The sequence below is a fragment of the Streptacidiphilus jiangxiensis genome (genome assembly GCF_900109465.1).
Taxonomy (GTDB): Bacteria; Actinomycetota; Actinomycetes; order Streptomycetales; family Streptomycetaceae; genus Streptacidiphilus; species Streptacidiphilus jiangxiensis.
Window position 1 is genome coordinate 162,407 of record NZ_FOAZ01000012.1, and the last position, 22,549, is coordinate 184,955.

At 73.0% G+C, this 22,549-nt stretch carries 23 protein-coding genes and 1 riboswitch; of the genes, 12 read left to right on the forward strand and 11 right to left on the reverse strand.

Translation table 11 applies throughout. The features are described 5' to 3' along the window. Positions 1–27: 27 nt before the first annotated feature. From BMY61_RS23185 to BMY61_RS23200, 4 genes are read right to left on the reverse strand one after another with little or no spacing between them, the layout of a single operon-like run. Positions 28–873, reverse strand: a complete 846-nt coding sequence (locus BMY61_RS23185) for a potassium channel family protein (RefSeq protein WP_082015488.1) — start codon at positions 871–873, stop codon at positions 28–30. Between the two features lie 26 nt (positions 874–899). Further along, complete coding sequence (locus BMY61_RS23190; RefSeq protein ID WP_042456242.1) at positions 900–1,298, reverse strand: RidA family protein; 399 nt, start codon at positions 1,296–1,298, stop codon at positions 900–902. Then, on the reverse strand, positions 1,295–2,053 hold the full coding sequence (locus BMY61_RS23195) for an SDR family NAD(P)-dependent oxidoreductase (RefSeq protein ID WP_042456240.1): 759 nt from the start codon (positions 2,051–2,053) through the stop codon (positions 1,295–1,297). The genes BMY61_RS23190 and BMY61_RS23195 overlap by 4 nt, the downstream gene beginning before the upstream one ends. Further along, the gene (locus BMY61_RS23200) at positions 2,050–3,219 is read right to left on the reverse strand and encodes an acyl-CoA dehydrogenase family protein (protein WP_042456238.1); all 1,170 of its coding nucleotides are present in this window, start codon (positions 3,217–3,219) and stop codon (positions 2,050–2,052) included. Before BMY61_RS23200 ends, BMY61_RS23195 begins: the two co-directional genes overlap by 4 nt. 123 nt (positions 3,220–3,342) lie before the next feature. On the opposite strand from BMY61_RS23200, the gene BMY61_RS23205 reads away from it, so the two are divergent. After that, complete coding sequence (locus tag BMY61_RS23205; protein WP_042456237.1) at positions 3,343–4,974, forward strand: AMP-binding protein; 1,632 nt, start codon at positions 3,343–3,345, stop codon at positions 4,972–4,974. 10 nt (positions 4,975–4,984) lie between these two features. Next, positions 4,985–5,845, forward strand: coding sequence for a PaaX family transcriptional regulator (locus BMY61_RS23210; protein WP_042456235.1), 861 nt, complete (start codon positions 4,985–4,987; stop codon positions 5,843–5,845). Between the two features lie 100 nt (positions 5,846–5,945). Here BMY61_RS23210 and BMY61_RS23215 read toward each other — a convergent pair whose 3' ends face one another. Next, complete coding sequence (locus BMY61_RS23215; protein ID WP_042456233.1) at positions 5,946–8,219, reverse strand: bifunctional salicylyl-CoA 5-hydroxylase/oxidoreductase; 2,274 nt, start codon at positions 8,217–8,219, stop codon at positions 5,946–5,948. A 60-nt stretch (positions 8,220–8,279) separates the two neighbouring features. Next, positions 8,280–9,110 (reverse strand): enoyl-CoA hydratase family protein, encoded by an 831-nt coding sequence (locus tag BMY61_RS23220; RefSeq protein ID WP_042456231.1) that lies wholly within the window; start codon positions 9,108–9,110, stop codon positions 8,280–8,282. 130 nt (positions 9,111–9,240) lie between these two features. Between BMY61_RS23220 and BMY61_RS23225 the strand changes: the two genes are divergently transcribed. Beyond that, complete coding sequence (locus BMY61_RS23225; protein ID WP_042456229.1) at positions 9,241–9,426, forward strand: hypothetical protein; 186 nt, start codon at positions 9,241–9,243, stop codon at positions 9,424–9,426. 4 nt (positions 9,427–9,430) lie between these two features. Here the strand turns inward: BMY61_RS23225 and BMY61_RS23230 are convergent, their stop codons facing one another. Further along, on the reverse strand, positions 9,431–10,597 hold the full coding sequence (locus tag BMY61_RS23230) for an NAD(P)/FAD-dependent oxidoreductase (RefSeq protein WP_063773368.1): 1,167 nt from the start codon (positions 10,595–10,597) through the stop codon (positions 9,431–9,433). Between the two features lie 24 nt (positions 10,598–10,621). Then, positions 10,622–10,733: riboswitch (TPP riboswitch) on the forward strand. Here BMY61_RS23230 and thiO point away from each other — a divergent pair. The 6 genes from thiO (at position 10,727) to BMY61_RS23260 (ending at position 15,814) form a co-directional block, all read left to right on the forward strand. Continuing rightward, positions 10,727–11,914, forward strand: a complete 1,188-nt coding sequence (gene thiO, locus BMY61_RS23235; RefSeq protein WP_042456225.1) for a glycine oxidase ThiO — start codon at positions 10,727–10,729, stop codon at positions 11,912–11,914. It overlaps the preceding riboswitch by 7 nt. Then, on the forward strand, positions 11,911–12,129 hold the full coding sequence (gene thiS, locus BMY61_RS23240) for a sulfur carrier protein ThiS (protein WP_042456223.1): 219 nt from the start codon (positions 11,911–11,913) through the stop codon (positions 12,127–12,129). Before thiO ends, thiS begins: the two co-directional genes overlap by 4 nt. A 5-nt stretch (positions 12,130–12,134) precedes the next feature. Then, positions 12,135–12,929: a thiazole synthase gene (locus tag BMY61_RS23245; protein ID WP_042456221.1), complete on the forward strand. Its 795-nt coding sequence runs from the start codon at positions 12,135–12,137 to the stop codon at positions 12,927–12,929. Positions 12,930–13,034: 105 nt separating this feature from the next. Next, positions 13,035–14,957, forward strand: a complete 1,923-nt coding sequence (pknB, locus tag BMY61_RS23250; protein ID WP_075004028.1) for a Stk1 family PASTA domain-containing Ser/Thr kinase — start codon at positions 13,035–13,037, stop codon at positions 14,955–14,957. Between the two features lie 17 nt (positions 14,958–14,974). Then, positions 14,975–15,547 (forward strand): GNAT family N-acetyltransferase, encoded by a 573-nt coding sequence (locus tag BMY61_RS23255; RefSeq protein ID WP_042456217.1) that lies wholly within the window; start codon positions 14,975–14,977, stop codon positions 15,545–15,547. Positions 15,548–15,580: 33 nt separating this feature from the next. Then, on the forward strand, positions 15,581–15,814 hold the full coding sequence (locus tag BMY61_RS23260) for a hypothetical protein (RefSeq protein ID WP_042456215.1): 234 nt from the start codon (positions 15,581–15,583) through the stop codon (positions 15,812–15,814). Here BMY61_RS23260 and BMY61_RS23265 read toward each other — a convergent pair. Then, positions 15,787–16,341, reverse strand: coding sequence for a GNAT family N-acetyltransferase (locus BMY61_RS23265; RefSeq protein ID WP_042456213.1), 555 nt, complete (start codon positions 16,339–16,341; stop codon positions 15,787–15,789). The genes BMY61_RS23260 and BMY61_RS23265 overlap by 28 nt on opposite strands. A gap of 93 nt (positions 16,342–16,434) precedes the next feature. Here BMY61_RS23265 and BMY61_RS23270 point away from each other — a divergent pair, with 93 nt between their 5' ends. Next, positions 16,435–17,334, forward strand: a complete 900-nt coding sequence (locus tag BMY61_RS23270; protein WP_143094479.1) for a hypothetical protein — start codon at positions 16,435–16,437, stop codon at positions 17,332–17,334. Here BMY61_RS23270 and BMY61_RS23275 read toward each other — a convergent pair. Continuing rightward, complete coding sequence (locus tag BMY61_RS23275) at positions 17,331–17,963, reverse strand: sulfite oxidase-like oxidoreductase (protein ID WP_042456209.1); 633 nt, start codon at positions 17,961–17,963, stop codon at positions 17,331–17,333. The genes BMY61_RS23270 and BMY61_RS23275 overlap by 4 nt on opposite strands. Positions 17,964–18,095: 132 nt before the next feature. Between BMY61_RS23275 and bfr the strand changes: the two genes are divergently transcribed. Further along, the gene (gene bfr / locus BMY61_RS23280) at positions 18,096–18,575 is read left to right on the forward strand and encodes a bacterioferritin (protein WP_042456207.1); all 480 of its coding nucleotides are present in this window, start codon (positions 18,096–18,098) and stop codon (positions 18,573–18,575) included. On the opposite strand, the gene BMY61_RS23285 is transcribed toward bfr, so the two are convergent. Then, entirely contained in the window at positions 18,576–18,809 is a 234-nt protein-coding gene (locus BMY61_RS23285; RefSeq protein ID WP_042456205.1) for a (2Fe-2S)-binding protein, read from the reverse strand. A 120-nt stretch (positions 18,810–18,929) separates the two neighbouring features. Continuing rightward, complete coding sequence (locus BMY61_RS23290; RefSeq protein WP_042456203.1) at positions 18,930–20,273, reverse strand: class II 3-deoxy-7-phosphoheptulonate synthase; 1,344 nt, start codon at positions 20,271–20,273, stop codon at positions 18,930–18,932. Between the two features lie 276 nt (positions 20,274–20,549). Between BMY61_RS23290 and BMY61_RS23295 the strand changes: the two genes are divergently transcribed. Next, the gene (locus BMY61_RS23295) at positions 20,550–22,529 is read left to right on the forward strand and encodes an anthranilate synthase family protein (RefSeq protein ID WP_177240386.1); all 1,980 of its coding nucleotides are present in this window, start codon (positions 20,550–20,552) and stop codon (positions 22,527–22,529) included. The last annotated feature ends 20 nt before the right edge of the window (positions 22,530–22,549 follow it).

Genomic DNA, 22,549 nt, shown 5'->3' on the forward strand with positions numbered 1-22,549 from the left:
CCTCCGACCTCGAAAGCGCACGCCGCGTCACTGCTCGGACTGCCGAGCGTCCCAGCGTCGCTCCAGCCGCTCCAGTCGTTCGTTCAGCTGTTTGACCTCGTGCAGCAGGGTGTGGAACTGCTCGACCTGCCGGTCGCGCTCCTCCTCCTTCGACACCTGGTCGTCCTCGCGCCGGGAGAGCTGGACCAGCCAGCTGGCCACGGAGGCGGTCACCATGCTCAGCGTCGCGATGCCGCTGATCATGAGGACCGAGGCGATCAGCCGCCCGGCCGTGGTCACCGGCACGTAGTCGCCGTAGCCGACCGTCGCGATCGTCACCAGCGCCCACCACAGCGACTCGCCGAAGGTGAGGATGTCGGCGCCGGGCGCGTTCCGCTCGGCGAGCCATTCCGTGTAAGCCCCGACGATCAGCACGGTGACGAATACCCCGCCCGTGTAGGTCGCGGCCAGCAGGCTGCGGTTGCGCCGCAGGCCGCGCGCCATCAGTGCGAAGACCCCGACCACGCGCAGGGCGCCCAACGGCCGAAACATCGGCAGCGCCACCATGACCAGGTCGAGCCGGTGGCTGCGGAAGAAGTCCCGGCGGTACTGCGCCAGCCAGAACTTCACCGCGTAGTCGACGCAGAAGACCAGCCAGATGACCCCCTCCGCGGCCCAGACGACGCCCAACTGGTCGCGGCTGAGCGTGCTGTCGAATGCGGGCACCAGCATCAGGACGAGGAAGGCGCAGCCCAGCACCAGCAGGGGGACCTGGGTGGCCCGGTTCCACCGCGTGAACCGGTGCCCCTGGTCCACCTGCTCGTCCGGCGGCGGGGGCGGCGAGTCCGGCGGGGGAACGGACGGCTCGTCAGCCGCCCTGAGAGGATCGAACATATGCCGCAAACACTATGCTTTCGGCCTCAGTCCAGCACGGCGATGCCCTCCAACTCGACGAGCGCGGGCTCGTCCCAGAGCCGGACCACGCCGATCAGCGCCATCGCGGGGTAGTCGCGTCCCGCCCTGGCCCGCCAGACCCGGCCGATGTCGGCGGCGTGGGCGCGGTAGTCCTCCGGATCGGTCGCGTAGACGGTCAGGCGGGCGAGCTGGGCGGGCGTGCCGCCCGCCGCGGCCAGCGCCTCCAGCAGGTTGCCGAGCGCCCGGTCGAACTGCTCGACCACGTCCGCGCCGACCACCGCGCCCTTCTCGTCGAGCGCGGTCTGCCCGGCCAGGAACACCAGCGTGCCGCCGGTCGCGGTGACCGCATGGCTGAAGCCGCTGGGCTCGGCGAGCCCCGGCGGGTTGATCCGACGCAGCGTCATGACTGGACTCCTCCTCCGTCGACGGTGATGCCCTGACCGTTCAGGGCCTCGTTCTCCAGCAGCAGCCGGACCACCGCCGCCACCTCCTCGGGACGGATCAGCCGCCCGATCGGCTGCATCCGGGCCAGCGCGGCCCGCGCCTGCTCCTCGCCGCGGCCGGTGCGGGCGGCGATCGCCGCGACCGTCGCGTCCGTCATCGGCGTGTCGACGTAGCCGGGGCAGACGGCGTTGACGGTGACGCCGCTGCCCGCCAGCTCGGCGGCGGCGGAGCGGACCAGGCCGAGCACGCCGTGCTTGGCCGCGGTGTAGGCCGCGACGTACGGAGCGCCCGTCTTCGCCGCGACCGAGGCCACCACGACGATCCGCCCCCACCCGGCCGCCTGCATGGACGGCACCGCGCGGCGGACGCACCGGAAGGGCGCGGTGAGGTTCAGCGCGAGCTGCTGCTCCCACAGCTCGTCGCTCGTCCCGGTCAGCTTGGCGGAGGCTCCCGCACCCGCCGCCGCGACCAGCACCTCGGCCGGCCCCCACGCCCCCTCGACACGGCCGAACAGCTCGTCGGCGGCGTCGGGCGCGGTCAGGTCGACCGGAACGGTCAGCACCGGCCCGGGCAGCACCTTCGCGGTGCGGTCCAGCGCCTCGCGGTCGCGCGCGGCGAGCACGACCCGGTGACCGGCGGCGGAGAGATCCGCGGCGACCGCCGCGCCGATCCCCTTGCTGCCGCCGGTCACCACGCAGATCCTGCTCACGCTCATCGGTACAGCTCCCGGGCGACGATGCTCAGCTGGACCTCGGAGGCGCCCTCGTAGATCCGCGGCGCCCGCACCTCCCGGTAGAGCCGCTCCAGCAGGTGCCCGCGCTGCAGCGCGCGGGCACCGTGCAGCTGGACGGCCGAGTCGACGACGTACTGGGCCGCCTCGGTGGCGAACAGCTTGGCCATGGCCGCCCGCCCCGTCGGGCCGTGCAGCCCCGGCTCCCCCGTCCCCCCGTTCGCGTCGTACGCGGCCGCCGCGGCGTAGACGAGCAGACGGGCGGCCTCGGTGCGGGTGGCCATCTCGGCGAGCCGGTGGCCGACGGACTGCAGGTCGCGCAGCGGCCCACCGAAGGCCTCGCGGGCGCCGGCGTGGGCCACCGCCGCATCCAGGGCCGCCTGGGCCATGCCGACGGCGAACGCGCCGACGCTGGGCCGGAACAGGTCCAGGGTGCGCATGGCCACCCGGAAGCCGCCGCCCACCTCACCCAGCAGGTCCTGCGGTCCGACGGGGACGCCGTCGAAACGGAGCCGGCCGATCGGGTGCGGGGAGATCATGTCGAGCGGTTCGCCGCTGAGCCCCGGCCGGTCGGCGGGGACGAGGAAGGCGCTGACGCCGCGCGCGCCCGCGCCGGGACCCGTCCGGGCGAAGACGGTGTACAGGTCGGCCTCGGGAGCATTGGAGATCCAGCACTTCTCGCCGCTCAGCCGCCAGCCGCCGTCCGCGCCCTCCGGCACCGCCTCCAGGGCCAGCGCCGCCGCGTCCGAGCCCGCCCCGGACTCGGACAGCGCGAACGCCGCGACCGCGCGGCCCGAGGCGACCTCCGGCAGCCAGCCTGCCCGCTGGGCCTCGGTGCCGCTCTGCACCACCGGGTAGAAGCCGAGGCCCTGCAGCGCCAACGCGGTCTCCGCCTCGGTGCTGACCTGGGCGAGCGACTCGCGCAGCAGGCACAGGTCCAGCGCGGCGGCCGAGCGCCCGCCGTCGGGGAAGAGCCGGGCGAGCAGCCCCAGCCGACCCAGCTCGGCCAGCAACGCGCGGTTGACCCGCGGCTCACCGGGCGCCGGGTCGTCCTTGTGCGCGAGCGGCAGCAGGCGTTCCTCCGCCTGCTGCCGGACCTGGGCGCAGAACCTCCGCTGCTCCTGGTCCAGCGCGAACGCCGTCCTCGTCATCGCAGCTCCCTCCTCACGACTCCCCTATTCATATCGCGGATGGTTGACTGTCGTCACCAACGCGCTAGCCTCGTGCTGGATCCACCGGTCCTGTTAGGTCGAGGTGAGGGGGTACCACCCGCCATGCACCTGCTCCCCTCCGCCCACGTCGACACCTTCGCGCGCGACCATCTGCCGCCCGCGACCACGTGGCCGGAACTCCGCTTCGACCTGCCCGAGCTGCTCTGCCCGGACCGGCTGAACTGTGGCGCCGAACTGCTCGACGCGACCATCGCCCGGTTCGGCGCCGACGGCCCGGACCGACCCTGCCTGCGCCTGGAGGACGGCGGCGTCTGGTCCTACGGCGAGCTGCGCGAGCAGACCGACCGGATCGCGACCGTGCTCACCGAGGAGCTCGGCGTCGTCCCCGGCAACCGGGTGCTGCTGCGCGGCGCCACCACCCCGTGGCTGGTGGCCTGCTGGCTCGCCGTCATGAAGGTCGGCGCGGTCGCCGTCACGGTGCTGGCCGCGCAGCGGCGCACCGAGCTGGCCACCATCATCGAGATCGCGCAGGTCGGACACGCGCTGTGCGACGCCCGCGTGCTGGACGAGCTCGTCGCGGTCGACGCACCGGGGCTGCGCGTCACCCCCTACGGCGGCACCGGCGACGACGACCTGCTGGCCCGCGCCGCCGCCGCGTCCGCCGCGCCGTTCCCGGCCGTCGACACCTCCGCCGACGACGTGGCGCTGATCGCCTTCACCTCCGGGACCACCGGACGGCCCAAGGGCTGCATGCACTTCCACCGCGACGTCCTGGCCATCGCGGACACCTTCTCCACCCACGTGCTGCGGCCCACGCCCGACGACGTCTTCGCCGGGACGCCGCCGCTCGGCTTCACCTTCGGGCTCGGCGGGCTGGTCGTCTTCCCCCTGCGCGTGGGCGCCTCCGCGCTGCTGCTGGAACAGCCCTCCCCGGCAGCCCTGCCCGCCGCGATCGAGCGTCACCGGGTCAGCGTCCTGTTCACCGCGCCGACCGCCTACCGGGTGCTGCTCGACCAGTCCGGCGAGGCCGACCTCTCCTCGCTGCGCCGCTGCGTCTCCGCCGGGGAGAACCTGCCCGCGGCCACCTGGGAGGCCTTCCACGCCCGCACCGGCCTGCCGCTCATCAACGGCATCGGCGCGACGGAGATGCTGCACATCTTCATCTCCGCCGCCGACGCCGACGCCCGCCCCGGCAGCACCGGCTTCCCCGTCCCCGGCTTCCGCGCCCGCGTCGTCGACCCGGCCACCGGCGCGGAGGTGCCGGACGGCACCCCCGGCCTGCTGGCCGTCCAGGGCCCGACCGGCTGCCGCTACCTCGACGACCCACGGCAGGCCCAGTACGTCCAGGACGGCTGGAACCTCACCGGTGACACGTACATCCGCGACACCGACGGACGTTTCCGCTACCAGGCCCGCGCCGACGACATGATCATCTCCGCGGGCTACAACATCGCCGGCCCCGAGGTCGAGGAGGCGCTGATGCGCCACCCCGAGGTCCGCGAGGCCGCCGTCATCGGCGTGCCCGACGAGTCCCGCGGACAGGTGGTCAAGGCCTTCGTGGTCCTCACCGAGGGTGTCCCCGCGGACGAGGGAACAGCAAAGACGTTGCAGGACTTCGTGAAGGCGACGATCAGCGCCTACAAGTACCCCCGGCAGGTCGAGTTCCGCGAGTCGCTGCCGCGAACGCCGACGGGCAAACTCCAGCGTTTCCGGCTGCGCGATCCCGATCTTTAGAGTGACCTGTATGACAAGCAGCGAGGCCGCCCTCGAAGATGACCAGTCCGCGCGTGAACACACACCGGGCTCGCTGCTCGTCACCTTCTTCGGCGCCCACGGCCGCGACCTCGGCGGCTGGATCGCCGTCGGCGACCTGATCCGGCTGCTCGCCGCGCTCGGCGTGGACGCGCAGCCGGTCCGCTCGGCGGTCTCCCGGCTCAAGCGGCGCGGCTTCCTCGTCCCCGAGTCCCTGGGCGGCGCCGCCGGCTACACGCTCTCCGAACCGGCCCGCGAACTGCTGGCCGACGGCGACCGCCGCATCTACGCCCACCGCGCGCCCAGGCTCGCGGACGGCTGGGTGCTGGCGCTGTTCTCCGTCCCGGAGAGCGAGCGCCACAAGCGGCACGTGCTGCGCAGCCGGCTGGCCCGCCTCGGCTTCGGTACAGCCGCGCCCGGCGTCTGGATCGCCCCCGCGCACCTCTACGAAGAGACCCGCCACGTCCTGACCCGGCTCGAGCTCGCCGCGTACACGGACCTGTTCCGCGCCGAGCACCTCGCGTTCGACGCGACGGCGGAGTCGGTGCGCCGCTGGTGGGACCTGCCGGCGCTGGCGCGCTGCCACGAGGAGTTCCTCGAGGTCCACGAGCCCGTGCTGACGCGGTGGAACCGCACCCGCGGCGCGGTCTCCCTGCCGGACGCCTTCGCCGACCACCTCCGCGCGGTGGACAGCTGGCGGCGGCTGCCGTACCTGGACCCGGGCCTGCCCCCCGAGCTCCTCCCCGCGTCCTGGCCCGGCGGCCGGGCGGCCCGCGTCTTCCAGGAACTGGACGCCCGCCTGGGCGCTGCCGCGCGGGATTACGTTCGCACGACGGTTGCTGGCAACGCCTGAGGGGCGCGAGGAACTGCGCGAGCAACCACCCTGTGTGGATGGCCCTGCGCGTTGAGGACCATCCGCTCATCAGTGGTTTGTCGCGCAGTTCCTGGCGCCCCTAAAGACGTCTGCCCGTCTGCGGGCGCCTGCTGCCCGCCGCGTACTGCACCGGCCACTCCACCCCCGGCCCCGACCACTCCTGCTCCGCCGCGGCGTGCAGCGTCCACGCCGGGTCGTACAGGTGCGGGCGGCCCAGGGCGACCAGATCCGCGCGGCCGGCGAGGAGCAGGGAGTTGACGTCGTCCCAGGAGGAGACCGCGCCGACGGCGATGACCGGCACGCGCACGCGGTTGCGGATCGCGTCCGCGAAGGGGGTCTGGTAGGAGCGGCCGAAGGCGGGCCGCTCGTGGGAGACGACCTGGCCGGTGGAGACGTCGATCGCGTCGGCGCCGTGCGCGGCGAACGCCGCGGCGATGACGACGGCCTCCTCCGTGTCGTTGCCGCCCTCCGCCCAGTCCGTGGCCGAGATGCGGACCGTCATCGGGCGGTCCCCGGGCCACACCGCGCGCATCGCGTCGAAGACCTCGAGCGGCCAGCGCAGCCTGTTCTCCAGTGGACCGCCGTACTCGTCCTCACGCCGGTTCGCCAGCGGGGAGAGGAAGGAGGAGAGCAGGTAGCCGTGGGCGCAGTGCAGCTCCAGCAGGTCGAAGCCCGCCTCCGCGCCCCGGCGGGCCGCCGCCACGAACTGCTCCTTCAGCTCGCCCAGCTGCTCGCGTGTCAGCGCCGCCGGAACCTGGCCGCCGTCGGGGCGGTAGGCCAGCGGCGAGGGCCCCACCAGCGGCCAGGCCTGTTCCGCCGGCAGGGGATCGTCCATGCCCTCCCACATCAGCTTCGTCGCGCCCTTGCGGCCCGAGTGACCGAGCTGGAGGCCGATCGCCGCACCGCTGCGCTCGTGGACGAACCCGGTGATGCGCGCCCAGGCGTCCCGCTGCTCGTCGTTCCACAGGCCCGTGCAGCCGAGGGTGATCCGGCCCTCAGGGGCGACACAGACCATCTCCGTCATCACCAGCCCTGCCCCGCCCAACGCCCGCGAGCCGAGGTGGACGAGGTGGAAGTCGTCCGGCAGGCCGTCCTGCGCGGAGTACATGTCCATCGGGGAGACCACCACGCGGTTGCGCAGCGTCAGGCCGCGCAGGCGGAACGGGGTGAACATCGGCGGCGTCCCGGCCGCCGCGAACTCCTGCTCCGCCTCCGCGACGTAGCCCGGGTCGCGCAGCCGCAGGTTGTCGTGGGTGATCCGGCGGCTGCGGGTCAGCAGGTTGAAGGCCAGCTGCCAGCCGGGCTGGTCGAGGTACTGCTCCAGGTTCTCGAACCACTCCAGGCTCGCCTGCGCCGCACGCTGCGTCGAGGCGACGACCGGGCGGCGCTCCTCCTCGTACGCGGCCAGCGCCTGCGGCACCGACGCGTGCGTGTGCAGCGCGTCCGCCAGCGCCACCGCGTCCTCCATGGCGAGCTTGGTGCCGGAGCCGATCGAGAAGTGCGCGGTGTGGGCGGCGTCCCCGAGCAGCACCGTGGTGCCGTCGCTCCAGGTGACGTTGCGGACGGTGGTGAAGGCGATCCAGCGCGAGTCGTTGCCGCGCAGCGCGTGCCCGCGCAGGGTGTCGGCGAAGAGCTTCTCGCAGGCCGCGACGGACTCCTGCTCGTCCATCCGGTCCAGCCCGGCGCGACGCCACACGTCCTCGCGCATCTCGACGATGACCGTGCTGCCCGCGTCCGAGTAGGGGTAGCCGTGCAGCTGCATCACGCCGTGCTCGGTGCGCAGCACGTGGAACTGGAAGGCGTCGAAGACCAGGTCGGTGCCGAGCCAGATGTAGCGGCAGTGCCGCTCGTCCAGCTCCGGCCGGTACACCTCGGCCGCGGCGGCTCGGGTACGCGAGCGCACACCGTCGGCCGCCACGACCACGTCGTGGCTGCGGGCGAGCTCGGCGGCGGGCGGCGCCTCCTCCTGGAAGCGCAGCTCGACGCCGAGGACCCGGCACCGCTCCTGCAGCAGGCCGAGCAGGCGCCGCCTGCTGGTCGCGGCGAAGCCGTGCCCGCCGGAGGTGAAGACCTGTCCGCCGGGCAGGTGGACGTCGATGTCGTCCCAGCGGGCGAAACCGGCGGCCAGCTCGGCGTAGAGCTCGGGATCGGCCTCCTCGATGCCGCCGAGCGTCTCGTCGGAGAGCACCACGCCGAAGCCGAAGGTGTCCTCGGGCGCGTTGCGCTCCCAGACGGTGACCTGGTGCTCCGGCTGTCGCCGCTTGACCAGCGCGGCGAAGTAGAGCCCCCCGGGCCCGCCGCCGATGACCGCGATCCGCACAGCCGCCTCCTCTTGTGCCGTGTCTGTGGCCATCGTAACGAGGACGCTATGCGCTGTCACCGCCCCGCCCGACGGCCCGCCCAACAGCCCTGCTCACCGGCCCTGCCACTTCGGCGGGCGCTTGCCGGTGAACGCGGCGTGGAACTCGGCGTAGTCGCCGCTCTTCATCAGCAGCGCCTGCGTCATCGCCTCCAGCTCGACCGAGGCCGCGAGGCTCATGTCCAGCTCCTGCGTCAGCAACGCCTTGGTCTGCGCGAGCGCGAAGGCCGGCCCCTCGGCGAGGCGGCGCGCGAGCGCGCCGGCGGTGGCGTCCAGCTCCTCGTCCTCGACCAGCTCGCTGACCAGCCCGTACCGGTCGGCGGTGACGGCGTCGACGGTGTCGCCCAGCATCAGCAACTTGGTGGCGTGCCCGAGCCCCACGATGCGCGGCAGCAGGTAGGCCGCACCCATGTCCGCCCCGGCCAGCCCGACCTTGGTGAACAGGAACGCGAACCGCGCGGACCGCGCCACCACCCGGAAGTCCGCGGCCAGCGCGAGCACCGAACCAGCCCCCGCGGCGATCCCGTGGATCGCCGCGACGATCGGGATCGGACACTCCCGCATCGCCCGGACGACCTGCCCCGTCATCCGGGTGAAGTCGAGCAGCTGGTCCGGCCGCATCTCCAGGGTCGCGCCGATGATCTCGTTCACGTCCCCGCCGGAGCAGAAGCCCCGGCCCTCCCCGCGCAGCAGGACCGCACGGGTGTCCCCGCGCTGCGGCAGCTCCGCGAGGAGGTCGCGCAGGTCGGCGTAGGACTCGAAGGTGAGGGCGTTGAGCTTGTCCGGTCGGTCCAGCGTGACCGTCAGGACGCCCGCCTCGTCGCGGGCCAGGCGGAAGTGCCGCCACTCCTCGGTGAACGGCACGGATCCACGGAACGGACTCATGGCAGGCGACCTCCCCGATTCTCGACCATCGTCACGAACACGATATGCGCTCGGACCGACAGGAGGGAACGGTCGCCGACCGGATGTGTCGTGCATACTGCAAGGACATCCGGACACGAAGGAGTCGAGCATGCGTTATGCGCTGATCGCCGTGGTCCTGGCCGCGACCTGCGCGCTGGCATGGATCACCTCGCCCACGACCCTGGCCGCACTGGCGGTCGTCGCACCGATCGTGCTGATCACCGTGGTGGCCGTCCTGGCGGCGCGCCCTCTGGGCGACGAGGACGCCGCCCCCGGCAATCGACGGGTGGCGTGAGCGGCTAGACGCCCGCTGCCTTGAGCTGGATGCCCGGGTCGGCCGCCTTCGTGGGATCGATCAGCGCTCCCGCGTCGATCAACTTCCGCCCCTGGGCCAGGTCCCGGGGCTTGTCCACCGTCAGGACCGCTTCCAGGCGGCCCTTCCGGAGCCACAGGACGGTGTCCTCGCCGCGGGCGACCTGCTCGGCGGCGGGATCGATCACCCCGGCGACCTGGACCATGTGGTCGAACTGCTCGGACCAGAAGTACGGCACCGGGTCGTAGACCAGCTCGCCGCCGAGGATGTTCGCGGCCACCACGCGCGCGCCCTGGAGCGCGTTGTCCCAGTGGTGCACCGCGAGCCTGCGACCGTAGCGCGCGGACGGGAACGACGCGCAGTCGCCCACCGCGAACACCTCGTCCCGCCCGGCCCGCAGCCGCGCGTCCGCGCGCACCGCGCCGCGGTCGTCCAGGGGGATGCCGGATCCGGCCAGCCACGCGTTGTCGGGGCGGGCGCCGATGCCGACGACGACCACGTCCGCCGGGAGCTCGCGCCCGTCGGTCAGCTGCACGGACCCGGTGGTGACGCCGCCGACCGCCGACGCCGTCAGCAGCCGGGCGCCGGCCGCCGCGTACCACGCGCGCGTGCGCTCGCCGAACTCCGTCGGCAGCGCTCCGGCCAGCGGGGAGCCGGCCGCCTCGACGACGGTCACCTCGCAGCCCAGCTGCCGGGCGACGGTCGCCGCCTCGGCGCCGATCCAGCCCGCGCCGACCACGACCACGCGCGTGCCCGGGCGCAGCGCGGCCCGCAGGGCGAGCGCGTCGTCCTGGGTGCGCAGCAGGAACGCCGACGCGGGCAGGCCGGGCAGGGTGATCGGGGCGGCGCCCGTCGCGAGGACGAGGTGCTCGTAGCCGAGGTCCCCGGCGTCCGTCCGGATCGTCCGCGCCTCGGCGTCCAGCGAGAGCGCCCGGCGGCCGAGCGCCAGCCCGATACCCAGCTCGTCGAAGTCGATCTCGAACCGGGAGTGCTCGGCCCGCCCCAGCAACACGTCCTTGGAGAGCGGCGGACGGTCGTACGGCGGGTGCGGCTCCGCGCCGAGCAACGTGAGCGAACCGGTGTACCCCTGCTCGCGCAGGGCCACCGCTGTCTGCACCCCGGCCATTCCGGCCCCGACGATCACAACAGCCATTCGGCCACTGTATAGAGTGGGTCGAGAACTAGACGCGGGAGCCCGGAGCACCGGGCTGAGAGGGAGGCTGGGGCGCCTCCGACCGTCCGAACCTGATCCGGGTCATTCCGGCGAAGGGAGTGCAGCATCATGGTGCCCTCAGCCGCCCCGAGGCCCGACGTCCTGGTCGTCGGCGGCGGGATCATCGGCCTGGCCGTCGCCTGGCGCAGCGCGCAGCGCGGCCTCACCGTCACCGTGCTCGACCCGGATCCGGGGCACGGCGCGAACCACGTCGCCGCCGGGATGCTCGCGCCGGTCACGGAGCTGCAGTACGGCGAGGAGCCGCTGCTGCGTCTCGGGATCGCGTCGAACGAGCGCTACGCGGACTTCGCCACCGAGCTGACCGAGGCGAGCGGCGGCCTGGACATCGGCTACCGCCGCTGCGGCACGCTCGCTGTGGCGCTGGACGCCGACGACCGGGCCGAGCTGCGCGAGGTGCACGAGTTCCAGCAGCGCCTGGGCCTGGAGACGCAGTGGCTGACCGGCCGCGAGTGCCGCCGCCTGGAGCCGATGCTGGCGCCGGACGTGCGCGGCGGCACGCTGGTCGCGGGCGACCACCAGGTCGATCCGCGCCGCCTCGGCCTGGCCCTCGTCGAGGCCTGCCGCCGCGCCGGAGTGACGCTGCACCGGTCCCGTGCCGCCGAACTGCTCCTCGACGGGGACCGCGCGGGAGGCGCCCGCGTCGAGGACGGCACGGTCGTCCGCGCGGAGCGGACCGTCCTCGCCGCCGGGAGCTGGAGCGGGGAGCTGCCGGGTCTGCCGCCCGAGGCGCAGCTGCCCACCCGGCCCGTCAAGGGCCAGGTGCTGCGGCTGCGCATGGAGAGCCTGCAGGGGCCGCTGCCGATGCCGTTCCTCTCGCGCAACCTGCGCGCGGTCGTCAAGGGTGTCCACCTCTACCTGGTCCCGCGCGAGAACGGCGAGCTGGTGCTCGGCGCGACCATGGAGGAGCAGGGCTTCGACACCACGGTCACCGCCGGCGGCGTCTACGAGCTGCTGCGCGACGCCCGCGAGCTGCTGCCGGGCGTCACCGAGCTGCCGTTGGTCGAGACGAGCGCGGGCCTGCGGCCCGGCACGCCCGACAACGCGCCGCTGCTCGGCCCGACCGCCGTTCCGGGGCTGGTCGCCGCGACCGGCCACCACCGCAACGGCGTGCTGCTGACCCCCGTCACCGGCGACGCGCTCGCCGCCTACCTGACCACCGGCGAGCTGCCCCCCGAGGCAGCGCCGTTCACCCCCGCACGTTTCCCTCAGCACCGACTCCCGGAGTTCGCCCGATGACCGCCGCCGCCACGATCCGCCTGACCGTCAACGGGGAAGCCCGCTCGCTGCCGGGCGGGGTGACCCTCGCCGAGGTCGTCGCCGAGCTGTCGACCGCGCCGAGCGGCGTCGCGGCCGCCGTCAACGAGGCCGTGGTGCCGCGCAGCGAGTGGGTGGCGACCGTGCTCGCCGACACCGACCGCGTCGAGATCCTCACCGCCGTCCAGGGAGGCTGACCGCCATGGCTGACGATCTGCTCACCATCGCCGACCGCACCTTCGCCTCCCGCCTGATCATGGGCACGGGCGGCGCGCCCAGCCTGGAGGTGCTGGAGCAGGCGCTGCGCACCTCGGGCACGGAGCTCACCACCGTCGCGATGCGCAGGATCAACCCGGCCGCACGGGGCTCCGTGCTGGAGGTGCTGCAGCGCTGCGGCATCGGCGTGCTGCCGAACACCGCGGGCTGCTTCACCGCCGGCGAGGCGGTGCTGACGGCCCGGCTGAGCCGCGAGGCGCTCGGCACGAACTGGGTGAAGCTGGAGGTCATCGCCGACGAGCGGACCCTGCTGCCCGACCCGATCGAGCTGCTGGACGCCGCCGAGACCCTCGTCGACGACGGCTTCGTGGTGCTCCCCTACACCAACGACGACCCGGTGCTCGCCCGCAAGCTGGAGGACGTGGGCTGCGCCGCGGTCATGCCGCTCGGCTCACCGATCGGCTCGGGGCTCGGCATCCGCAACCCGCACAACTTCCAGCTGATCGTCGAGCAGGCGAACGTCCCGGTGATCCTGGACGCCGGCGCCGGCACCGCCTCGGACGTGGCACTGGCCATGGAGCTGGGCTGCGCGGCCGTGATGCTCGCCACGGCCGTGACCCGCGCCCAGGAGCCGGCGCTGATGGCGGAGGCGATGCGCAAGGCCGTCGAGGCCGGGCGGCTGGCGTACCGGGCGGGCCGCATCCCCAAGCGGTTCCACGCCGAGGCGTCCTCGCCGATGGAGGGCCGGGCCGCGTTCGACCCCGAGGCGCCGGACTTCTGACGCCCTCCCTTCTGACCTGCGCTCTTCTGACGCCGCCGTCACACTTCTGCGACGGATCGGGTGGAGGCGCAGGCGGAGGTTCCGCGTCCCCCTACACTCCTCAGGGTGGACGTAACGCTGCAGGACCCCCTTATCGGGCGCGTGCTCGACGGCCGGTACCGGGTCGAGCAGCGGATCGCCGTGGGCGGCATGGCCACGGTCTACCGGGGCGTGGACACCCGCCTGGACCGGGTCGTCGCCCTCAAGGTGATGCACCCCGGCTTCGCCGCCGACCCGGAGTTCGTCGAGCGTTTCATCCGCGAGGCCAAGGCCGTCGCGAAGCTCTCGCACCCGAACGTCGTCGGCGTCTTCGACCAGGGCGAGGACCACACCGCCGCGCCGCCCGTGGTCTTCCTGGCCATGGAGTACGTGCCCGGGTGGACCCTGCGCGACCTCCTGCGCGACCGTGGCGCGCTGAGCCCGCGCACCGCGCTGGACATCCTGGAGCCGGTGCTGGCCGCGCTCGGCGCCGCGCACCGGGCGGGTCTGGTGCACCGGGACGTGAAGCCGGAGAACGTGCTGCTGACCGAGGACGGCCGCGTCAAGGTCGCCGACTTCGGGCTGGTCCGCGCCGTCAACGGGCAGACCGCGGCGACCACGCAGCAGGTCATGGGCACCGTCTCCTACCTCGCGCCCGAGCAGATCGAGCGCGGCGCGGCCGATCCGCGCACCGACGTGTACGCGTGCGGCGTGCTGCTCTACGAGATGCTGACGGGGGCCAAGCCGCACACCGGCGAGAGCCCGATGCACGTCATCTACCAGCACCTGAGCACGGACGTGCCGCCGCCGTCGGAGCGCGTGCCCGGGCTGGCCGAGCAGCTGGACGCGATCACGCTCGCCTCGACCTCGCGCGACGCGAGCCGCCGCCCGGCCGACGCGGTCGAGCTGCTGGCCGCGCTGCAGCACATCCGCCGCGGGCTGACACCCGCACAGCTGGACGCCGAGCCCGGCACGCCGGGCCCGCAGGGTTCGCCGACGACCGTGCTGCCGCCGGTCGAGCGGACCTCGATCATGGACCCGGCGCTGCTGCGGGAGCTGCCCGCCGACTTCGTGATGCCGCGCCACGAGGAGCCGGAGCGGCCGCCCGTCGTGCGCCGTCGCCGGGGCGGCCGGCCGCGCTGGGTGCTGCCGACCGGTGTGGTCCTGGTGCTGGCGGTCCTGCTCGCCGGGCTGACCTGGGCGCTCAACGGCGGCCTGTACACCAGCGTGCCGGGGGTGCTGGGCGAGCCGCAGCAGACGGCGATGCAGACGCTGCAGCACGCCGGCTTCACCGTCCAGGTCACGCAGGACTTCTCGGCGACGGTGCCGAAGGGCTCGGTCATCGGCACCGACCCCGGCCCGGGCGCGCACGTGCGCAAGGACGCGACGGTCACCGTGGACGTGTCGAAGGGCGCGCAGCGTCCGACCGTGCCGACGCTGGCCGGCAAGTCCGTCGACGACGCGATCAAGGCGCTGCAGCAGGCCGGGCTCGCGGTCGGCAGCCGACAGCAGCAGGGTGACGCGACGATCCCGGCCGGGTCCGTCGTCGGCACCGACCCGGCGGCCGGCACCCAGGTGGCGGCGAACACGCCGGTCAACCTGATCATCAGCTCCGGTCCGCAGCCGGTCGACCTGCCGGACGTCACCGGCGAGAGCATCGACCAGGCCACCTCGGACCTGCAGCAGGCGGGCTTCCAGGTCAGGATCGCCCCCGACCAGGTCTTCTCCGACCAGGACGCGGGCACCGTCGCCTCGATGAGCCCGCCCGCGGGCCAGTCCCAGCAGGGCGTCACGGTGACCCTGACGATCTCCAAGGGCCAGCAGCAGGCCACCGTCCCCGACGTCACCGGCCTCAGCGAGAAGGACGCGCAGCGCAAGCTCAAGCAGGCCGGGTTCAAGGTCCGTTCGCTGGGCTTCTCGCTGTTCGGCACGCCGACCGTGCACAGCCAGAACCCGGGCGGCAACGGCCAGGCCGCCCTGGGCAGCACCGTCACCATCTGGGTCTACTGATGTCTCCGGTTACCGCGGTGACGATCTGGCACCTGGAGCAGCCGTCCGCCTCCGTCCTGCCGGGCGAGCCCGTGCCGGCCCCGGCCGGGCTGGACCTGGCCGTGGTGCGGGCCGAGGCGATCGGCCCCGAGTTCGCCCGGTTCCTCTACACCGCCGTCGGCGGGGTCTGGAACTGGACCGACCGGCTCGGCTGGAGCCACGCCGACTGGGAGAAGTGGCTCGCGGTCGAGGGCACGGAGACCTGGGTGGCCTGGGTCGGCGGCTCCCCCGCCGGCTACGTGCAGCTGGCGCCGCACGACGAGGGCGTGGTCGAGGTCGTGTACTTCGGCCTGCTGCCCGCGTTCATCGGCCGCGGCCTCGGCGGCCATCTCCTCGACCTCGGCCTGCGCCGCGCCTGGGACCTGGCCGAGCGTCACCCGGCACTCCCGGCCACGCGCAAGGTGATCGTAGAGACGTGCTCGCTCGACGGCCCGGCGGCGCTGCGCAACTACCACGCGCGCGGCTTCGCTCTCGCGCGCACGGAGACGGTGGACAAGCTCGTCGGCGAGGCCCCAGGGCCCTGGCCGGGCTCGGGCTTCTCGCTCGGCTGAGCCGGACGGACACGGGCGCACCGCTCGCCGCGCGTGGAGGTACCGCCGACCGTCGCCGACGCGATCGCCTTCGGCTCCGCCGCGCTGCCGCTCGGCGCCCGGGCCGTCGCCGTCTCCCGTCAGGTCGACGCGGTGCCGACGGCGCTGACGTTCGGTCAGTACGCGCCCGGCCTGGTCCTGCTCGCGCTCGGCCCGGCCGTCGGGGTGTGGCTCCGGCGACGACACCGGCCGCCCGCGCCTCAGCCGCTGCTGTCCGCGGCGGCCTGACACTCCATCCGCCACACCACCGTCTCCCGGCCCGGCTCCGGATCCGCCCGCCGTTCCACCTCGGCGAAGCCGAGCCGCGCCGGGACCGCGCCACTGGCGTGGTTGAGCGCATCGTGGTGGATCTCCACCCGCGTGGTCCCGGGCAGCGCGAACGCCTGCCGGGTGAGCGCGGCCGCCGCCATGGTGACCAGCCCGCGCCCACCGCCGCCCTGGTGGATCCAGTAGCCGATCTCCCAGCCGCCCTCGCCGATCCGCGCCATCATCGAACAGGACCCGAGCACCGGCGCGTCGACGGCACCCTCCCGGATCGCGTAGTTGTAGGCGGCCCCGGAGGCCCAGTCCGCGTCGGCCTGCGCGAGATAGCTCGCGATGCCCTCGCGTGAGTGCGTGCGCGCCCAGGGCATGAACGGCTTCAGCCGCTCCAGCGCCCCGTCGACGAGCAGGGTCAGCTCGTCGAGCTGGTCCCCCCGCCACCGGGTGAGGACGACACGCTCGTGGGTGAGGATCTCTTCGGCGCCGTGTTCCATGTCGGGATACTTCCCGACCCGCTCCCACCTCGGCAAACGGATATCCAGAACCGAACTGACAGACGGGTGTTCGAGGGCCTACAGTCCTGCGGCGTGGAAGAGCTCTGGTTCCGCGAGGGTGCTGCCTCGCGTCGACTCCTGTGGTGGCGGTTCAGCCCCGCACTGGCACTGATCGCCTACCGGCTTCTGACGGTCCGGCGCGTCGACACCGCGTTCTGGATCGGCGTGGCCTTGCTCGTGCCGGCCGGTGCCAGCGTGGTGACGAAGTGGACGGCCTGGACGCGGGTGGGCCAGGAGGGCATCCGCATCCGCTGGTACCTCGGCCGGGGTCGGCTCATCCCCTGGTCCCAGGTCCGCTCGGTCTACCTGAACGAGTACCGCGCCTTCCCCGGGGTGAAGAGTGTCCGGGTGCTGCGCACCAACGGGCGCCGACCGATGCTGCCCACGCTCGTCACGAACGCGTCCTCGGCGACGCCGGAGCTGCTTGCGCAGTTCGCTCACGTCACCGCTTGGTGGGAGCTGTGCACCCCGGAGTCCTCGCGGCTGGCCTCGCCGCCGCGACGGCGCTACCGCTTCCGCCGCTCCGGGACGTGGCAGGCCGCCGCGACGCTGGTGATGGTGATCCCCCTGGTCGGGACCTGTGCACAGCTCTCCGACGACCTCGGCAAGGGCCAGGGCTGGGTCGGGTACGACATCGGGCAGCTGGTGCCCGCCGTCTTCCTCTTCCTCCTGCTCGCCTTCTGGACCGGCTCGCTGGTTCGGGCGTGGCTGCTCGAGCGCACGGTCCGCTTCCGCTGGTGGGTCCCGCTGCTGGCACTCAGCATGCTGCCCATAGCCCAGGTGGGCAGCCGGGTCTCCGGCGCCGACGCGCAGGTCCACCTCACCGACTACGTGCCCAGCGCGCTCACGTTCGCGGCCGGACTCGCGGTGACCGCCCTGATCGGTGTGCTGCGCGACCGCAGGGCCACCGTCGTGCCGGGCGCCGCCGTCTAGGGCTCCGGGCCGTCGCCCGGGGACTCCTGGTAGGTGTAGCGCTGCTCGCGCCAGGGGTCGCCGAGGTTGTGGTAGCCGCGTTCCTCCCAGAAGCCGCGGCGGTCGGCGGTCATGTACTCCACCGCGCGGACCCACTTGGGGCCCTTCCACGCGTACAGGTGCGGGACGACGAGGCGGACCGGGAAGCCGTGCTCGACGGTGAGGGGGTCGCCGTCGCGATGGGTGGCGAGCAGGGTCGACGGGTCGGCGAAGTCGGCAAGGCGGAGGTTGGAGCTGAAGCCGTACTCGGCCCAGACCATGACGTGGGTGACCTCCGGTGCCGGTGGGACCAGCTCCAGCAGCGTGGCCGTGGAGACGCCGCCCCAGCGGTTGCCGAGCATGCTGAACCGGGTCACGCAGTGGAAGTCGCCGGTGACCTCGGTCCGCGGCAGCGTCGTGAACTCCTCGAAGGTCCAGCTGTGCTTCTCGCCGTCCGCGGTGGCGCCGAAGACCTGGAGCTCCCAGGTGGCCGGCTTGAAGCGCGGGATCGGTCCGTAGTGGAGCACCGGCCAGCCGCGTTGCAGGCGCTGGCCCGGAGGTAGCCCCCGGGCCTCTGAGGCTGCAGCCTGCTCGTTTTCGGACCGACCCATGGCTCAATGGTGACAGATGCACAGAGCCGCAAACGCCACGGGTCGGCTGAGTGTGACCTTGCTGGATTCGCGACGTCCGGAGTGGAACGATGCCTCAGAACCGGACGAAACGGCAGAAAGAGGGCGGGACCCATGCAGGGCGACCCCGAGGTCATCGAGTTCCTGAACGAGCAGCTGACGGCCGAGCTGACCGCCATCAACCAATACTTCCTGCACGCGAAGATGCAGGAGAACTTCGGCTGGACGAAGCTCGCGAAGTTCACCCGCTCGGAGTCCATCGACGAGATGAAGCACGCCGAGGTACTGACCGACCGGATCCTCTTCCTGGAGGGGCTGCCCAACTACCAGCGTCTGTTCCACCTGCGCATCGGGCAGACGGTCAAGGAGATGTTCGAGGCGGACCGGCAGATCGAGGTCGAGGCCATCGACCGGCTGCGCCGCGGCGTCGTGGTGATGCGCGCCAAGGGGGACGTCACCTCGGCCAACATCTTCGAGTCGATCCTCGCGGACGAGGAGCACCACATCGACTACCTCGACACCCAGCTCGAGCTGCTGGAGAAGCTCGGCGAGCCGCTCTACCTCGCGCAGCTCATCGAGCAGCCGGAGAGCTGACTACGCGGCCTCGGCCGTCGCCGGGTGCGGCAGGCCGAGCTTGGCGGCGAGGCGGGCTGTCGGGCACGGGCGCGCGCCCTCGTGGCCCAGCAGCGCCTGGATGCGGCGCACGCAGGAGCCGCAGTCGGTGCCGGCCTTGCAGCCCTTGGCGACCTGGCGGGGGGTCTTCGCGCCCTCCGCTATCTCCTGACGGACCCGGTCCTCGGTGACGCCGTGGCACAGGCACACGTACATCCTGGGCCCTCCAAGGCTTGGGAGATGAGCTAAGGCTTACCTTACTCAGAGGCTCGCGGATGTGGAAAGGCCCCTTCGGCCGAAACCGAAGGGGCCTTCATCACACCCGGAGCCGGACGGTCAGCGCAGCATCTCCGCCACGAGGAACGCCAGGTCCAGCGACTGGCTGCGGTTGAGGCGCGGGTCGCAGGCGGTCTCGTAGCGCTGGTGCAGGTCGTCGACGAAGACCTCGTCGCCACCGCCCACGCACTCCGTCACGTCGTCGCCGGTGAGCTCGACGTGGATGCCGCCGGGGTGGGTGCCCAGCGCCCGGTGCACCTCGAAGAAGCCCTTGACCTCGTCCAGGACGTCGTCGAAGTTGCGGGTCTTGTGGCCGCTGGAGGCCTCGAAGGTGTTGCCGTGCATCGGGTCGCAGATCCAGGCCACCTGCGCGCCGGACGCGGTGACCTTCTCGACCAGGTTCGGCAGCAGGTCGCGGACCTTGCCCGCACCCATCCGGGTGATGAACGACAGCCGGCCCGGCTCGCGGTCCGGGTCCAGCCGGTCGATCAGCTCCAGCGCGTCGTCCACGGAGGTCGTCGGGCCGAGCTTCACGCCCAGCGGGTTGCGGATCTTCGAGGCGAACTCGATGTGCGCGTGGTCCAGCTGCCGGGTCCGCTCACCGATCCACACCATGTGGCCGGAGACGTCGTACAGGTCGCCGGTGCGCGAGTCGGTGCGGGTCAGCGCCGTCTCGTAGTCCAGCACCAAGGCCTCGTGCGAGGAGTAGAACTCGACCGTCTTGAACTCCTCCGGGTCCACCCCGCAGGCGTTCATGAAGGCGAGCGCGTTGTCGATCTCCTTGGCCAGGCGCTCGTAGCGCTGGCCGGAGGGCGAGTTGCGCACGAAGTCCTGGTTCCACGCGTGCACCTGGCGCAGGTCCGCGTAGCCACCGGTGGTGAAGGCGCGGACCAGGTTCAGCGTCGAGGACGAGGCGTGGTACATCCGCTTGAGCCGCTCCGGGTCCGGGATCCGGGACTCGGGGGTGAAGTCGAAGCCGTTGACGGAGTCGCCCCGGTAGACGGGCAGCGTCACCCCGTCACGGGTCTCGGTCGACTTCGAGCGCGGCTTGGAGTACTGCCCGGCGATGCGGCCGACCTTCACCACCGGCACGGAGGCGGCGTAGGTCAGCACGACGGCCATCTGCAGCAGCGTCTTGAGCTTGTTGCGGATGTGGTCCGCGGAGACGGCGTCGAAGGCCTCGGCGCAGTCGCCGCCCTGCAGCAGGAACGCCTCACCCCGCGCGACAGCCCCCAGGCGGGCACGCAGCTGGTCGCACTCGCCTGCGAAGACGAGCGGGGGATACGAGGCGAGCTCGGCAAGAACCTTGCGCAGAGCCTCGGAATCCGGCCATTCGGGCTGCTGCGCCGCGGGAAGGGACAGCCAGGAGAAGTCCTGGGCGGTGGTGTCAACGTTCACGGTCACGCTGCAAGGCTACGTGGTCACGCGGACGAAATGGGCGCAGCGCCCGATTGCTGAGACACGTGGTGGACGCATCCCCTCCGGCGCCGGCTTCCGCTACGCTCGTCCTCGTGAACGCGCAGCAGCACGCCTACTCCTGGTGGTGGACCGTCCCCGAGGCGGCCCACTAGCTCGCGTACCCACGCAGACTCCAGCGGCCGCCCCTCGGGGCGGCCGTTCGCGTCTCACGCGGCCTCCCCGAGTGCGGTCACCCGACCCCGACCTCCCGGAAGGCCCACCGTGAACCCCGCGAACGCCGTGAACGCCGCGACCGACGTGTCCGCCCTCGTCGCCCGGCTCACCGAGGCGGGCGAGCCCTTCGCCCTGCTGCACCGCCGCACGCCCCGCCTGGCCCCGGACACCGTGGAACTGCTGATCGGCGAGGTGGGCACCTACGAGACGCTGGCCGAGCTGCCGCTCCCGGCAGGCGCCCCGGCCTCCGGGCGGCCCGAGCACGACCTGCTGGCGCTGGTCCCCTACCGGCAGATCCGCGAGCGCGGCTTCGAGGCCCGCGACGACGGCACGCCGCTGCGCGCCCTGAAGGTCCGCGAGTCCTACCGGCTGCCGCTGGCCGAGCTGCGCACGGCCCTGCCGCAGCGGCCGGTCGACCTCCAGGACGGCCGCTTCGACGTGGACGACTCCGCCTACGCCGCGATCGTGCGCCGGGTCATCGACGAGGAGATCGGCCGCGGCGAGGGCGCCAACTTCGTCATCCGCCGCGACTTCACCGCGACGCTCACCGACTTCTCCCCCGCCCTCGCGCTCACCCTCTTCCGCCGCCTGCTGGAGCAGGAGCGCGGTGCCTACTGGACGTTCCTGGTGTACGCCGGGGACGGTCCTGCCGGAGGCGAGCAGTCAGGGTTCTGCCTGGTCGGGGCCAGCCCGGAGGTGCACGTGCGGCAGGCGGGCGGGACGGTGGTGATGAACCCGATCTCCGGCACCTACCGCTACCCCGCCGCGGGCCCGACCCTCGACTCGCTGCTCGACTTCCTGCACGACCCCAAGGAGCTGGAGGAGCTCACCATGGTCGTGGACGAGGAGCTGAAGATGATGTGCCAGGTCGGCGACCTGGGCGGCCAGGTCCTCGGCCCGCGGCTGAAGGAGATGGCCCACCTCGCCCACACCGAGTACGAGCTGCGCGGCCGCACCTCGCTGGACGTGCGGGAGGTGCTGCGGGAGACGATGTTCGCCGCGACCGTGACCGGCAGCCCCGTCGAGAACGCGACCCGGGTGATCTCCCGCCACGAGGCCACCGGGCGCGGTTACTACTCCGGCGCCCTCGCCCTGATCGGCCGGACCGGGGGCGGCGCGCAGACCCTGGACTCCCCCATCCTCATCCGCACCGCGGACATCGACCCGGCGACGGGACGGCTGGCCGTGCGCGTCGGCGCGACGCTGGTGCGGCACTCCGACCCGGACTCCGAGGTGGCCGAGACCCACGCCAAGGCGGCCGGCGTGCTCGCGGCGATCGGCGCGGTCCCGGCCCGCGCGCCCCGGGGCGGCGGCGGGGCCCCGCTGCTCGGCGAGAACCACCGCGTGCAGGCCGCGTTGAACGCGCGCCGCAAGAACCTCTCGCCGTTCTGGCTGCGGATGCAGACGAAGGAGCAGGCCGCGGCCGGCGACGGGCTGGACTGCCTGGTCGTCGACTGTGAGGACACCTTCACCTCGATGCTCGCCCACCTGCTGCGCTCGCTCGGCCACCGGGTGACCGTGCGGCGTTGGGACACGCCAGGTCTCGCGCAGGCCGTGGCGGCGCACGCGGGCCCGCTGGTGCTCGGTCCCGGCCCGGGCGACCCGGCGGCGGACGACCCGAAGATGAACACCGTGCGGGAGCTGGTCGCCTCGCTGCTCGCCACCGGCCACCCGCACGGGTTCCTGGCCGTGTGCCTGAGCCACCAGTTGCTGAGCCAGGCACTGGGTCTGCCGCTGCACCGCAAGGACACCCCGTACCAGGGCGCGCAGGAGCGGATCGCCCTGTTCGGGCAGGAGCGGACGGTCGGCTTCTACAACACCTTCACCGCCCGCTGCGACGACGAGGCGGCGCTCCGGCTCGCCGAGCGCGGCGTGGAGGTCGCCCGCGACGCGCTGACCGGCGACGTGCACGCCCTGCGCGGCCCCGGCTTCGCCGGGCTCCAGTTCCACCCGGAGTCGGTGCTGACGCTCGACGGGCTCGCGATCGTCCGCGAGGCGCTGGGCCGGCTGGTGCCGCAGACGGCCTGACGACCCGTTCGGGGCCTGCC

What these genes read in the sequence shown, in the direction of transcription:
- BMY61_RS23245 (WP_042456221.1), top strand. Translation starts at nt 12,135, where the DNA reads ATGGCTGACGATCTGCTCACCATCGCCGACCGCACCTTCGCCTCCCGC.
- thiS (WP_042456223.1), top strand. Translation starts at nt 11,911, where the DNA reads ATGACCGCCGCCGCCACGATCCGCCTGACCGTCAACGGGGAAGCCCGC.
- BMY61_RS23215 (WP_042456233.1), bottom strand. Translation starts at nt 8,219, where the DNA reads ATGGCCACAGACACGGCACAAGAGGAGGCGGCTGTGCGGATCGCGGTC.
- bfr (WP_042456207.1), top strand. Translation starts at nt 18,096, where the DNA reads ATGCAGGGCGACCCCGAGGTCATCGAGTTCCTGAACGAGCAGCTGACG.
- BMY61_RS23205 (WP_042456237.1), top strand. Translation starts at nt 3,343, where the DNA reads ATGCACCTGCTCCCCTCCGCCCACGTCGACACCTTCGCGCGCGACCAT.
- BMY61_RS23225 (WP_042456229.1), top strand. Translation starts at nt 9,241, where the DNA reads ATGCGTTATGCGCTGATCGCCGTGGTCCTGGCCGCGACCTGCGCGCTG.
- BMY61_RS23265 (WP_042456213.1), bottom strand. Translation starts at nt 16,341, where the DNA reads ATGGAACACGGCGCCGAAGAGATCCTCACCCACGAGCGTGTCGTCCTC.
- thiO (WP_042456225.1), top strand. Translation starts at nt 10,727, where the DNA reads ATGGTGCCCTCAGCCGCCCCGAGGCCCGACGTCCTGGTCGTCGGCGGC.
- BMY61_RS23190 (WP_042456242.1), bottom strand. Translation starts at nt 1,298, where the DNA reads ATGACGCTGCGTCGGATCAACCCGCCGGGGCTCGCCGAGCCCAGCGGC.
- BMY61_RS23210 (WP_042456235.1), top strand. Translation starts at nt 4,985, where the DNA reads ATGACAAGCAGCGAGGCCGCCCTCGAAGATGACCAGTCCGCGCGTGAA.
- BMY61_RS23230 (WP_063773368.1), bottom strand. Translation starts at nt 10,597, where the DNA reads ATGGCTGTTGTGATCGTCGGGGCCGGAATGGCCGGGGTGCAGACAGCG.
- BMY61_RS23220 (WP_042456231.1), bottom strand. Translation starts at nt 9,110, where the DNA reads ATGAGTCCGTTCCGTGGATCCGTGCCGTTCACCGAGGAGTGGCGGCAC.
- BMY61_RS23185 (WP_082015488.1), bottom strand. Translation starts at nt 873, where the DNA reads ATGTTCGATCCTCTCAGGGCGGCTGACGAGCCGTCCGTTCCCCCGCCG.
- BMY61_RS23285 (WP_042456205.1), bottom strand. Translation starts at nt 18,809, where the DNA reads ATGTACGTGTGCCTGTGCCACGGCGTCACCGAGGACCGGGTCCGTCAG.
- BMY61_RS23200 (WP_042456238.1), bottom strand. Translation starts at nt 3,219, where the DNA reads ATGACGAGGACGGCGTTCGCGCTGGACCAGGAGCAGCGGAGGTTCTGC.
- BMY61_RS23195 (WP_042456240.1), bottom strand. Translation starts at nt 2,053, where the DNA reads ATGAGCGTGAGCAGGATCTGCGTGGTGACCGGCGGCAGCAAGGGGATC.
- BMY61_RS23275 (WP_042456209.1), bottom strand. Translation starts at nt 17,963, where the DNA reads ATGGGTCGGTCCGAAAACGAGCAGGCTGCAGCCTCAGAGGCCCGGGGG.